The organism is Paludibaculum fermentans (assembly GCF_015277775.1).
GTDB lineage: Bacteria > Acidobacteriota > Terriglobia > Bryobacterales > Bryobacteraceae > Paludibaculum > Paludibaculum fermentans.
The window spans coordinates 6811578-6825799 of the sequence record NZ_CP063849.1; the positions used below are offsets into that span (position 1 = coordinate 6811578).

The following is a 14222-nucleotide window of genomic DNA, read 5'->3' on the forward strand; positions in this document are numbered from 1 at the left end:
CCGTGAGCAATCTGGACCACTACTTACCAGCTCCTGAAGTGGGAATGTGCTGAGGTGGTATACTGGATGCCGTGGGCTCTGAAGTTGAAATCTGACTGTCGTCGCGATAAAAAATATGAACATGTCGCTAATTAAGGTATTTTACAAAACGGGCGAAGTCTTTACTGATTTAGGTGCGAGTGCATGGGTTCTGCCTCTTGTTGCACTTGTTGTTGTTGGTTCTCTAATCTCTGGTCTCAGTATTGTTGTTGTGGGCTGGGGGCCGGTTACCGATACCGCAAGAGTGCTTGATTCGCGAGCGTCGCAGTTTGATGCGCAGAGGCTGCGTGTGCTAATCTTGGCTGGTGCTCTATTGAAATTAGTATTTTTGGCGGTTGCCGTTGCATTTGCAGCACTTGTTGTTTATTTTCTCGTTTGGGTATTTGTTGTGCAGGCAAGTTATTCCAAGATTCTCGCCGTTTGTCTATACGCAGTATACATGCGGAGTGTCTTTGACTTTTCAGTTATGCTAATCTCTGCGCTGTATTGCTGGATTTTAGGCCTTCCGGTAGTAGCTAGTAATGCCGCCCGCATGAATATGGGGGCCTTGATTGATGGGTTTTGGGAGCGGGGCTATACTTACGAAGTAGCGAGGTCTCTGGATGTTCTGACAATTGGTGCGATTCTGATTGCCGCTTTTGGCCTTTCAAAAGCAATTCCTCGACTCGCATTGCAGAGTGCCGCAGTAATGTTATTTTTACTCTGGGTGGCTTGGGCGCTCGTCAGGATGAAGTTTCGTGCCCCGCTGTGAAGCCATGCGCACGAGTTGACTGGGACGCCCTTCAGTCTGAACCGTCCCGCCGCGAATCACCAAAACCTGGCATCCAATTGGCGCTAATCACCAAGAAGCTGAGCCGATGCAGCCATCTTCTTCTCTTAAGATGCCGCCGTTCGAACATCCACTGAACCCAGAATGGCTACCCCAATCCGCCGAGAAGGCCTGGCTCTGCGCCATATCCCACAAAGAGGACAAGGGCGTCTGCAATCAGGAAGGGGAAACCCCCATTGGGACGGGTGCGCCCGTACCGAACATTCTTGCCCCCGCACCAGCCGTGCACACACCGGAAGGCTCGATCTTCGCCTGGTACACGCCGAAGTACACAGGCGAACCTGGTTTCTATGGCAGCCTGACTTCGACCGGCGACACCTGCAGCGGCGTACTGCTGCGGACCGGGAATCAATGGATCTGCGGCTTGGCCGACGACACTTACAAGTCCACGGGCTGGAAGTACACGGATCCGGCGGGCCGGGAATACACGATCGCCGCCGACAAAACGCTGACGTCGCTGAAGGACCTGAACGGCAACACGCTCACGATCGCCGCGGACGGCATCACGTCTTCGGCCGGGAACCTGAAGGTGGCGTTTGTCCGCGACGCGCAGGGGCGGATCACGAAGATCACTGATCCCTTGGGCAAGCAATATCTGTACGGCTACAACACGACGGGCGAGTTGACCAGTGTCACTTACCCGTCGCTAGTGACGCCGTCCGGCTACACCTACGATCCGGGCCATCTGCTGAAGACCGAAACCGACCCGAGAGGCAATGTGGCGGGGACGACGATCTACGACGCCGCGGGCCGCCTGCAGTCGGTGACCGATGCGGTGGGCAACACGACGCAGTATGCCTACGACGTGGCCAATCGCAAGACCACGACAACCAACCCGGACACAGGCGTGGAAGAGGTGATCAGCGACGCCAACGGCAATGTGTTGAGCCGCAAGGACGGGCTCAATCGCGTCACCACCTACACCTACGACACGAAGAACAATCTCCTAACGGAGACCAACGCCCTCAACCAGACCACAACGAATGCCTACGACGCCAACGGCTTCAAGACCTCGGTCAAGAATGCACTGAACGAGACGTCCAGTGCGGTGTTCAATGCCTACGGGGGGCCGACGTCGGTCACGAATCCGCTGAACTTCACGCAGAGCGTGACGTACGACGCAACCTACAACATCAACACGATCAGCGACTCGATCGGCCAGGTGGCGCAGTTCTCGTGGAACTCGCACGGCCAGCCGCTGACGATGAAGGACGCTCGGGGCAATACGAGCCAGTATCAATATGACTCTTATGGCAACCGGACGAGCTACACGGATCCGGAAGGCCACACGACGCTGTCCACCTACAACTCGTTCGGGCAGAAGCTGAGCGAGACGGACCCGCGCGGCAACACAACCACCTACACCTACGACGACCTCGGCCATGTGTTGACGATGACGAATGCCGACGGCAAAACGACAACCTATGAGTACGATGCCAACGGCAACAAGACGGCCGAGGTGGACGCGCTCAGCCGGCGGACGACGTTCGAGTACGACGCCAAGAACCGGCTGACGAAGGCAACCTATCCGGATCTGACATACACGGAGACCACCTACGACTTCCGGGACAAGCCGCTGACGGTAAGGGACCAGGGCGGCCGGATCACGAAGAATCTCTATGACAAGGCGGGTCAGCTCACCAGCGTGACCTATGCCTTTGGAACGGCCGACGCCGGAACGGTGAGCTACACCTACGACGACGCGGGTCGGAAGCTGACCGAGACGGACGAGCGGAATCACACAACGACGTCCGCCTATGATGCGGCGGGCCGGGTGCAATCGGTGACCAACGCGCTCGGCAAGGTGACGAGCTTCACCTACGACGCGGCGGGCCGGAAGAGGACGCAGACCGACGCGAACAATCACGTGACGACCTATGACTACGATGGCCGCGGCCGTCTGGTCACGACGACGTACCCCGACACGAAGACCGTCACGCACACCTACGATGGTCTCGGCGTGAGGTTGACCACCACGGATCAGGAGAATCGCACCACCACGTGGAGCTACGACAAGGCAAGCCGGCTGAAGCAGGTGACGGACGCCCTGAGTCAAGTGACCACCTACGGCTATGACGCGGCGGGCAACAAGATCAGCCAGACCGACGCCAACAGCCACACGACGACGTATGAGTACGACAAGCTGAACCGGCGAACGAAGCGGACGCTGCCGCTGGGCCAGTCTGAAACCTTTACCTACGATGCCGTAGGAAACATGGCGACGCGGAAAGACTTCAACGGGAAGACGACGACGTTCGGGTACGACTCGTTGAACCGGCTGCTGTCGAAGACGCCGGACGCGAGCTTTGCCGCGTCGCCGATCACGTTCACCTACACAGCGACGGGCAAGCGGTTGTCGATGGTGGACCCGAGTGGGACGACTGGCTACACGTACGACAGTCGGGATCGCTTGTTGACGAAGGCTACGCCCCAGGGGACGCTGACTTACACTTGGCATCCGAATAGTCTGGTGGCCTCTGTGTTCTCATCGAATGCCAACGGGGTGAGCGTCGGGTATGAGTATGACGCGGCGAACCGGCTCCAGACTGTGACGGACAATCGGTTGACCAACTCTACGAGTTACGCGTATGACGATGCTGGGAACCTGCAGTCGTTCACGTATCCTAATGGCGTGGTCCATACCTTCAGCTACGACGCGACCGACAGGCCGACGAGCCTGGCAGTGACCAAGGGCGGCGTGACGCAGGCAAGTTACGCGCAAACCTTCAGCGACGCGGGTCGGAAGCTGACGGTGAACGAGAACGGGACGCGGCTGGTCAACTACGCCTACGATAATATCTACCGATTGCTGTCGGAGACGATCGGGGCGGATTCGCTGGTGTACACGCTGGATCCCGTCGGCAACCGGTTGAACCGGGCCTCTACGATTCCCAGCCTGCCGACCGTGGGCAGTACTTATGACAGCAATGACCGGCTGACGAGCGACACCTACGATGCCAATGGCAACACGCTGGCGAGCGGAGCGAATAGCTATGGCTACGACTTCGAGGATCGCCTGACGCGGTTCAATGGCGGGGTGGTGACTATGCTCTATGACGGAGATGGAAATCGGGTCGCTCGCACAGAAGGAGGCGTGACGACACGGTATCTTGTGGATGAGTTGACGCCGACGGGGTATGTGCAGGCGGCCGAGGAGGTGGTCGCCGGGGCTGTGGCGCGACGGTACACCCTTGGGGTGCAACGGGTCAGTCAGACACAGTTGATCAACAGTACCTGGACCACGCATTACTACGGGTACGATGGCGGGTTTAGTGTGCGGCAGTTGAGTGACGCGATGGGTTTAGTGACAGGTACGTACACCTATGATGCGTTCGGAAGCACGATTGCTTCCACAGGATCAACGCCGAATTTGTTCTTGTATCGAGCGGAGCAGTATGACGCGCCCCTGGGGTTGTACTATTTGCGGGCTCGTTGGTATGAGCAACACACGGGAATGTTTCTGACTGCTGACAAATGGGAGCCGGAGGTCCCGAGATCCTGCTGCAAGATGCCCGCCGATTTGCATTCTGACCCAGTTCATCATTTATTCGCGTATGCCAGCGCAGACCCTGTCAAATATGCCGATCCAAGTGGTGAAAAATTCATCGATAAGGTTATTCTTGTAATGAACTCACCGTTAGTCAGGACAGGAGCCGCACTCAGTTGGGAGATAACAAAATCCTTCTGCTTTGCCTTTACACTAGTTCGCGTTGCGTCCATTCCGATATTTGTACAGTCAATTACTCTGCCTCCCCCGTGGGGGGATATTTGCGCCGTTGTGAGCGTGATTAAATAGGATGGTATTTTCATGAAAATCGCGCGGGCGAAGCTTGACGTGCTGACAATCTGGCTGAATCGCCCAACATCGGCAATGCCCTATCTGGCGCAGACGTGTGCGTTTCTGGTACTTTCGGAGCGTGTCTCGCTTAGGCTGAAGGATCAACTCGATTCCAGTCCCTTTGGGTCACTTTCTTCTGGGGCGTTAACCTCCGGCTTGGCATGCTTGATTGGGATCCTCTTCCTAATGGCTATTGCCAATGCGCATGGGCGATTTCGAGCCATTGGCTGTGATCGCTGGTACATGTATTTGGCAGTTGGTGCCTTGGCTGTTGTTGCTGACGCACTTATGCTATTGACAGTGGATAAGCGCAGGATCGCGTATCTTGTCTTCTTGATCCCCCAGTTGCCGTTGTTTGTGGGTTGGCGAGCACATCGTTCAGAAAGATGACTTGGAAGGCTACACGCCGCTGTCGAGCTACAACGCATTCGGGCAGAAGCTGAGCGAGACGGATGCGCGGGGCAATACGACCACCTACACCTACGACGACCTCGGGCACGTGCTGACGACGACGAACGCCGACAGCAAGGTGACGACGTATGAGTACGATGCCAACGGCAACAAGACGGCCGAGGTGGATGCGCTGAGCCGGCGGACAACGTTTGAATATGACGCGAAGAACCGGCTGACGAAGACAACGTATCCGGATCTGACGTACACGGAGACCACGTACGACTTCCGCGACAAGCCACTGACGGTGCGGGATCAGGGCGGCCGGATCACGAAGAATGTTTACGACAAGGCGGGTCAGCTCACCAGCGTGACCTATGCCTTTGGAACAGCCGACGCCGGAACGGTGAGCTACACCTACGACGACGCGGGCCGCAAGCTGACCGAGACGGACGAGCGGAACCACACGACGACGTCCGCCTATGACGCGGCGGGCCGGGTGCTCTCGGTGACCAACGCGCTGGGGAAGGTGACCAGCTACACATATGACGCGGCGGGGCGGAAGAAGACGCAGACGGACGCGAACAATCACGTGACAACCTATGACTACGATGGCCGCGGCCGTCTTGTCACGACGACCTATCCCGACACGAAAACCGTTACGCACACCTACGATGGCCTCGGCGCGAGATTGACCACGACGGATCAGGAGAATCGCACCACCACGTGGGCCTATGACAAGGCCAGCCGGCTGAAGCAGGTGACGGACGCGCTGAGCCAGGTGACCACCTACGGTTACGACGCGGCGGGCAATAAGATCAGCCAGACGGACGCCAACAGCCATACGACGACGTATGAATACGACAAGTTGAACCGGCGCACGAAGCGGACGCTGCCGCTGGGCCAGTCGGAGACCTTTACCTACGATGCCGTGGGCAACCTGGCGACGAGGAAAGACTTCAACGGGAAGACAACGACGTTCGGGTACGACTCATTGAATCGGCTGCTGTCGAAGACGCCCGACGCGAGCTTCGCTGCTTCGCCGATCACATTTACCCATACGGCGACGGGCAAGCGGCAGTCAATGGTCGACCCCAGCGGGACGACGAACTACACGTATGACAATCGGGATCGTTTGCTGACGAAGGCAACGCCACAGGGAACGCTGACCTACACTTGGCATCCGAACAGCCAGGTGGCCTCGGTGATTTCCTCGAACACCAATGGCGTGAACGTGGGGTACGAGTATGACGCAGCGAATCGGCTGCAGACGGTGACGGACAACCGTCTGAGCAACGCTACGAGTTATGCGTATGACGATTCCGGAAACCTGCTGTCGTTCACGTATCCTAATGGCGTGGTGCATACGTTCACCTTCGATATGACCGACCGGCCAACGAACCTGGCCGTGACCAAGGGCGGCGTGACGCAGGCGAGCTACGCCCAAACCTTCAGCGACGCGGGTCGGAAGCTGACGGTGAATGAGGACGGTACTCGGTTGGTCAACTACGCGTACGACAACATCTACCGATTGTTGTCGGAGACGATCGGGGCGGACTCACTCGTCTACACTCTGGATCCCGTGGGCAATAGGTTGAACAGGGCGTCAACGATTCCGAACTTGCCGACGGTGGGGAGTACGTATGACAACAACGATCGATTGACGAGCGACACCTACGATGCCAACGGCAACACTCTGGCGAGCAGCGGGAACAGCTATGGGTATGACTTCGAGGATCGTCTGACGCGGTTCAATGGCGGGGCCGTGACGATGGTCTACGACGGGGATGGGAATCGGGTCGCACGCACGGAAGGTGGCGTGACCACACGGTATCTCGTGGATGAGTTGACGCCGACGGGGTATGCGCAGGTGGCCGAGGAGGTGCAAGCGGGTGCGGTCGTGCGGCGGTATACGCATGGGGCGCAGCGGGTCAGCCAGACGCAGTTGATCAGCGGAGCGTGGCCCTCGCATTACTTTGGGTACGACGCCGGGTTTAGTGTCCGGCAGTTGAGTGACGTGGCGGGGGCGGTGACGGACACGTATGCGTATGATGCGTTCGGCAACACGATTGCTTCCACGGGATCAACGCCGAATGTGTACTTGTATCGAGCGGAGCAGTATGACGCGGCACTGGGGCTGTACTACTTGCGGGCGCGGTGGTACAAACCACAAAGCGGAATGTTCCTGACCGCCGATAAATACGAAGACCAAAGCCCTGGGACGTGTGATTGCGTTTACCGTAGCGCGCCAGAATCACATTTTGCAGCGCCTCATCTGTTTTCGTATACGAGTCATGATCCTGTCAATAGAATGGATCCAACTGGGCAGAAATTTCTAGAGAGGGCTCTCGCGCTTAGCGTGCTGGAAGGCGCAGAGAGTGCCTCTACTGCTAGGCAGTTGTACGTTGCTGGGAAATATGTCGCAATTATTTTATGCCGACAAATTTCGATTCTAAATGCGATTGTGAAAAAGACAACCGGAGAAGGGTTCGTCAGTCCTGATGTCGCCCTTTTGTGCGGCGCCGTCAGCATCTGGGGGTGGTGGGGTTGATTCATGTCGCAATGACGGATAATAATCAGGGGCTGTCGTTGGGTCGTCAAGGAGGGCGTTCATGACTCGCTCAACTTACTGTATGGTTGCTTTGACGTTCATTATATTCACGGCGGATCTGGTTGACGTGCTAGGTGGACACCACTCTTTATCCAGTCGAATATTTCCAGGGATAGAGAGAGAGGGTGCATTCTATATGCTTGTTGGGGCTGCCGGTGTCGCAGGTTGGCTTCGTGCCACATTTCTGAGAATCCGGGATATTGGCTTACGTAACATCGTGGGATATCTTCTATGTACAGTGATGCTTGCATGTTGGATCTCTGTGTTGGCATGCTGGGCTAGATTGAACAATGAGGGGTGCTCTTATTTGATGCTGATAATGCTTCACTTGCCTTTCATAATTATAAAAAGATCGGGAATGGCGTCAGTTTGATGCGCCACTCCTCGGAAGTTACAGACAATAGATGGGCAAATGTCATAGCTTGATGATCTTTCCTGGGGCCACCTCTTGTTCTTTCACGTCGATCCGGACGATCTTTTAGGTGTACAAGTGGTACAGGATCAATAAGATGCAGTTCGCCTTGCGGTTTCAGCAATCCACCGATTTGACTGCGGCTATCCTGATTCTCAAGATCAAAGCTGCTGGGGGATGGAGCAAGTGGGGTGCAATGCAGCCGCAGAGCAAGAGCACGAGCCGGACTCGCCCTCAGCGGCGTACCGGTGAAGCTCGTCATCTCCGGTGCGCACGCTGGCCAACAAACCGCGGTCACCGACATCAGCGGCTATGCCAGCTTCACCTACCAGGGAACCAAGGCCGGCGTCGCGGATCAACTTCAGGCGCAGGTTCAGTACGGGCACGACTGGCTGGTCTCGCCTGCCCTCATCGTGAACTGGAACAGCCTGCCGAACCATGCGCCGGTCGTGACTGCCGGCGAGGATCAGACAGCCACCTGGCCCAACACCATCCAGTTGACGGGCACCGCCACCGACGACGGACTACCCACCGGCGGCACTATGACCGTCACCTGGTCGAAGGTCAGCGGACCCGGTACCGTCACCTTCGTTACGCCCAACCGGCCCGTCACCACAGCGGGCTTCAGTGAACCGGGCACCTACCAATTGAAACTGTCCGCGACCGACGGAGCACTGACCTCCGAAGCGACCGTCAACATCCTGGTGAATCCGCCGGCCGCTGTCTCCGGAGGCTGGATCCTCAGCCCGGCCTTCGACGGCAAAGTGACCGGCCAGGCGCCGGTGACCCTGGTGGCCGGCATCACGCTGCAAAGCGGTGTGCTGACCATGTGGCCGGCGTCGGACGAGAATTCGGTCACGACTTTGAATGCGAGCACCGTGGGCACAGGCCCGCTGGCGACCATCGACGCCACGCTCCTGCCCAACGGCGAGTACTGGCTCCGCCTGCAGGCCGTGAACTCCACGGGCGCCGCGCAGGTGAGCCTGGTGCGGTTCTATGCGACCGGTGAATACAAGCCCGGCCGTGTCACCGCGACCGTCACCGACTTCACAGTCCCGTTGGCGGGCCTGCCCATTCAGATCCAGCGCACCTACGACAGCCTGGAGCGCCAGTTCAAAGGCGACTTCGGCTACGGCTGGAAGTTGGGTGTGAATGCGTTGCGGTTCGAGGTGGGTCCCAGCAGCGATGTGACGCTCACCATCAACGGGCAGCGCAAGACGTTCTACTTCACACCGGAAGGCTCGATCTTCGCCTGGTACACGCCGAAGTACACCGGCAAACCGGGCTTCTATGGCAGCCTGACTTCGACCGGCGATACCTGCAGCGGCGTACTGCTGCGGACCGGGAATCAATGGATCTGCGGTCTGGCCGATGACACTTACAAGTCCACGGGCTGGAAGTACACGGATCCGGCGGGCCGGGAATACACGATCGCCGCCGACAAAACGCTGACGTCGCTGAAGGATCTGAACGGCAACACGCTCACGATCGCCGCCGACGGCATCACGTCTTCGGCCGGGAACCTGAAGGTGGCGCTCGTGCGCGACCTGCAGGGGCGGATCACGAAGATCACCGACCCCCTGGGCAAACAGTACCTGTACGGCTACAACACGACGGGCGAGTTGACCAGTGTCACTTACCCATCGCTAGCGACGCCGTCAGGCTACACCTACGATCCGGGCCATCTTTTAAAGACCGAAACCGACCCGCGAGGCAATGTGGCGGGGACAACGATCTACGACGCGGCGGGCCGCCTGCAGTCGGTAACAGATGCGGCGGGCAACACAACGCAGTACGCCTACGACATCCCCAACCGCAAGACCACGATCACCAATCCGGACTCGGGTGTGGAAGAAGTGATCAGCGATGCGAACGGCAACGTCTTGAGCCGCAAGGACGGGCTCAATCGCGTCACCACGTATACCTACGACACGAAGAACAATCTAATAACCGAGACCAACGCGCTCAACCAGACCACCACGAACACCTACGATGCCAACGGCTTCAAGACCTCGGTCAAGAATGCACTGAACGAGACGTCCAGTGCGGTATTCAACGCCTACGGCGGACCGACATCAATCACGGATCCGCTGAACTTCACGCAGAGCGCGACGTACGACGCAACCTACAACATCAACACGATCAGCGATGCCCTCGGCCAGGTGGCGCAGTTCTCGTGGAACTCGCACGGACAGCCGCTGACGACGAAGGATGCTCGGGGAAACACGAGCCAGTATCAATATGACGCCTATGGCAACCGGACCAGCTACACGGATCCGGAGGGCCACACGACGCTGACAGCGTACAACTCGTTCGGGCAGAAGCTGAGCGAGACAGACGCGCGCGGCAATACGACGACGTACACCTACGACGACCTCGGCCATATGCTGACGACGACGAACGCCGACAGCAAGGTGACGACGTACGAGTACGATGCCAACGGCAACAAGACGGCCGAGGTGGATGCGCTGAGCCGGCGGACAACGTTTGAATATGACGCGAAGAACAGGCTGACAAAGACGACATATCCGGATCTGACGTACTCGGAGACCACGTACGACTTCCGTGACAAACCGCTCACGGTGCGGGATCAGGGTGGACGGATCACGAAGAACGTCTACGACCAGGCGGGTCAGCTCACCAGCGTGACCCATGCGTTCGGAACGGCCGATGCCGCGAAAGTGAGCTACGCCTATGATGATGCGGGCCGCAAGCTGACCGAGACGGACGAGCGGAGCAATACAACTACGTCTGCCTATGACGCGGCGGGCCGGGTGCTCTCGGTGACCAATGCGCTCGGCAAGGTGACGAGCTTCACCTACGACGCGGCGGGCCGGAAGAAAACGCAGACCGATGCGAACACTCACACGACGACTTATGACTACGATGGCCGTGGCCGTCTTGTCACGACGACGTACCCCGACACGAAAACCGTCACGCACACCTACGATGGCTTGGGCGTGAGGTTGACCACCACGGATCAGGAGAATCGCACCACCACCTGGACGTACGACAAGGCGAGCCGGCTGAAGCAGGTGACGGATGCGCTGAGTCAGGTGACCACCTACAGCTACGACGCGGCGGGCAACAAGATCAGCCAGACCGACGCCAATAGCCATACAACGACCTACGAGTACGACAAGCTGAACCGGCGAACGAAGCGGACGCTGCCGCTGGGCCAGTCGGAGACCTTTATCTACGATGCCGTGGGCAACATGGCGACGCGGAAAGACTTCAACGGGAACACGACGACGTTCGGGTACGACTCGTTGAACCGGCTGCTGTCAAAGACACCGGACGCGAGCTTCTCCTCTTCGCCGATCACGTTCACCTACACGACGACGGGCAAGCGGTTGTCGATGGTGGACTGGAGTGGGACTACTGGCTATACGTACGACAATCGCGACCGCCTCTTGACAAGGGCAACGCCACAGGGAACGCTGACCTACACTTGGCATCCGAATAGTCTGGTGGCCTCTGTGTTCTCATCGAATGTCAACGGGGTGAGCGTGGGGTATGAGTATGACGCGGCGAACAGGCTCCAGACTGTGACGGACAACCGGTTGACCAACTCGACGAGTTACGCGTATGACGATGCTGGGAACCTGCTGTCGTTCACGTATCCTAATGGCGTGATCCATACGTTCACCTACGACACGACGGACCGGCCGACGAATTTGGCAGTAACCAAGGGCGGCGTGACGCTGGCGAGCTACGCTCAGACGTTCAGCGATGCGGGTCGGAAGCTGACAATGAATGAGAACGGTACTCGATTGGTCAACTACGCCTACGACAACATCTACCGGTTGTTGTCGGAGACGGTTGGGGCCGACTCGCTGGTTTACACGCTTGACCCGGTGGGGAACCGGCTGAATCGGACCTCGACGATTCCAAGCTTGCCGACCGTGGGTAGCACGTATGACAAGAATGACCGACTGACGAGCGACACGTACGACGCCAACGGGAACACGCTGGCGAGCGGTGGGAACGGTTACGGCTACGACTTCGAGGATCGTCTGACGCGATTCAATGGTGGCGAGGTGACGATGCTCTATGACGGAGATGGGAATCGGGTCGCTCGCACGGAGGGAGGCGTGACGACACGGTATCTCGTGGATGAGTTGACGCCAACGGGGTATGCGCAGGTGGCCGAGGAGGTGCAGATGGGTGCAGTCGTGCGGCGGTATGCGCATGGGGCGCAACGGGTCAGCCAAACGCAGCCGATCAACGGCCAGTGGGTGACTCATTACTATGGGTATGATGGCCTTTGGGGATCAGTTCGTCAGTTAACTGATAGTAGTGGCTCAGTTTCGGACAACTATTCCTATGATGCTTATGGAAATCAGGTAAGTCAAGGTGGGGGGACGCCGAACCTATTTCGTTATCGCGGAGAGGAGCGAGACTCATCGTTCAATCTATATCGCCTTCGCGCCCGGTGGTACGATCCGAAAGTAAGCGCATTTCTTACGTCGGACACCTTTGAAGGGTATCAAAATTTGCCGATTTCGCTTCACAAGTATCTCTTTGCTGAGTCTGACCCTGTCAATAAGATCGATCCATCGGGTCATGGTGCATTTGTTGATACAGCGCAAATGAGTGACGAGGCTGTGAGGAGGATTCGAGATTATGCTGCAATATTGACGGTGGTCGGCCTGGCCTGTGTCCACGAATGTGGCGACAATCGCGGGCGATGGCAAGCTCAAGGTTCTGACATGGATGACCCTGGAGCTGGGAAGGCAATAAGCTGGATGCTTCCATTGCCGCCACCGAAAGTAGTCGGACAGCTTCAGCTCACAGCTCTGATGTCCCGCCTTAGCGATCGAGAGGTCGCTAACAGACTGGATGCCTATGCGAACGCCATGGATTTTATTGCTCGTGTGGTCGGTGGCATCGGCCCAACCAAGGCATCATTTCCATTTCGAGAGCGTCGGCAGATGCAGCGATATTGGGATAACAAACGAAAAGACTGCAGGGCGGGGGATTGTCGAATCGATCTTGAAGTTAACCATGGCAGAGCCTTTATTTTCTGAAGGAGCGCGACAATGGATCACGGTGAACCATCTATGGATGAACTTAGTGCGAATCTCTTCGCGTGGATCGACCAATTAGCTTCAGGCTGTCCGCCGCCAATTTGGGGCGAGTTGTGCGATCGACTGAAAGCCTATGCGGTCGACGAACTCCGTTTCGGCTACCTTGTGGATCGTTTTGCGGCGAGTAAAGTAAAGTGCATCCCAGACGCAATAGCGTTCTGCATGGCTGGTGAACTCTGGACGTTATCTGTACAAGAGGCGTGCCGGCTCGGCCTTCGCTTCGTCGAGCTGTGCGACGAATATCAATCTATCGAGACTGTATCTCATCTAGAGGCGCTAGTAGCTAGCGGAATCGATATTAATAGCAATCGACAAGTGTTAAACAAACTTGTTCGAATGTGCATGAGGCATTGCGATCAGGGTGTGAAATGGCCATGCGATGTGCTATTTGATCTATTGTTGGCCATGTCGGATGCAAACATACCGTTGCTCTCGATTCCTGCTCTCGATGGGGTTGCGATGACTGATTACATTGACAAGTGCATGTTGTGCGTAGGTGACGATATGGAGTTTATATCAAAAGGTATAAGGATAAAACATGCGCTGAAAGCGAAAGACACTTATCCAAAGTAGGCGATCGGTGCAAGAGGTGCCCGTTTGTCTGGTGTTAAGTATTCCGCCGATCCGGGGCCTCGCGTCAAACTGCAAACACTGCGATCATAGACTGCGGCCGCTGGCTCTTTCGCAAAGCTGATTGAAGGATGCGGATTTCCCGACCGGCAAGCACTCCATAATCGACGGGGCAGAAATGCGCCAATCTATTACACATCTCTCGCAATACTCGAATAGGCGCTTGAACGTCGGAATCGATACGATATCCTCGCCCGAACATGGAGTAAAGATGTATGATTTCGATGTCGTTGATATCTGTGATCTCAGAGAACTGCATTCGATAAGGTAACACGATCAACTTGCTGAGAGACTCGAGCCAGTCCCGTCGCCGCTCTTCAATGAATGGAAGCACTCCAGCTTGCCCTCTCCAAACACCCTTGTAGATCTCGCCGGTATCACCG

General features: G+C 57.2%; 6 protein-coding genes. All 6 read left to right on the forward strand.

Features of this window, described 5'->3' with window-relative positions; genetic code table 11:
• Nucleotides 1-121 precede the first annotated feature (121 nt).
• The 6 genes from IRI77_RS26865 (at nucleotide 122) to IRI77_RS26890 (ending at nucleotide 13782) form a co-directional block, all read left to right on the forward strand.
• Nucleotides 122-790 (forward strand): hypothetical protein, encoded by a 669-nt coding sequence (locus IRI77_RS26865; protein WP_194448070.1) that lies wholly within the window; start codon nucleotides 122-124, stop codon nucleotides 788-790.
• Between the two features lie 106 nt (nucleotides 791-896).
• Nucleotides 897-4664 carry an RHS repeat domain-containing protein gene (locus IRI77_RS26870; protein ID WP_194448071.1) on the forward strand — a complete coding sequence of 1256 codons (3768 nt, stop codon included), beginning with the start codon at nucleotides 897-899 and terminating at the stop codon, nucleotides 4662-4664.
• Nucleotides 4665-4676: 12 nt separating this feature from the next.
• The gene (locus tag IRI77_RS26875) at nucleotides 4677-5096 is read left to right on the forward strand and encodes a hypothetical protein (RefSeq protein WP_194448072.1); all 420 of its coding nucleotides are present in this window, start codon (nucleotides 4677-4679) and stop codon (nucleotides 5094-5096) included.
• Between the two features lies 1 nt (nucleotide 5097).
• Nucleotides 5098-7647 (forward strand): RHS repeat protein, encoded by a 2550-nt coding sequence (locus tag IRI77_RS26880; RefSeq protein ID WP_194448073.1) that lies wholly within the window; start codon nucleotides 5098-5100, stop codon nucleotides 7645-7647.
• Between the two features lie 663 nt (nucleotides 7648-8310).
• Complete coding sequence (locus IRI77_RS26885) at nucleotides 8311-13149, forward strand: RHS repeat-associated core domain-containing protein (RefSeq protein ID WP_194448074.1); 4839 nt, start codon at nucleotides 8311-8313, stop codon at nucleotides 13147-13149.
• A 12-nt stretch (nucleotides 13150-13161) separates the two neighbouring features.
• Nucleotides 13162-13782, forward strand: a complete 621-nt coding sequence (locus IRI77_RS26890) for a hypothetical protein (RefSeq protein ID WP_194448075.1) — start codon at nucleotides 13162-13164, stop codon at nucleotides 13780-13782.
• Nucleotides 13783-14222 lie beyond the last annotated feature (440 nt).

What these genes read in the sequence shown, in the direction of transcription:
- IRI77_RS26875 (WP_194448072.1), top strand. Translation starts at nt 4,677, where the DNA reads ATGAAAATCGCGCGGGCGAAGCTTGACGTGCTGACAATCTGGCTGAAT.
- IRI77_RS26890 (WP_194448075.1), top strand. Translation starts at nt 13,162, where the DNA reads ATGGATCACGGTGAACCATCTATGGATGAACTTAGTGCGAATCTCTTC.
- IRI77_RS26870 (WP_194448071.1), top strand. Translation starts at nt 897, where the DNA reads ATGCAGCCATCTTCTTCTCTTAAGATGCCGCCGTTCGAACATCCACTG.
- IRI77_RS26865 (WP_194448070.1), top strand. Translation starts at nt 122, where the DNA reads ATGTCGCTAATTAAGGTATTTTACAAAACGGGCGAAGTCTTTACTGAT.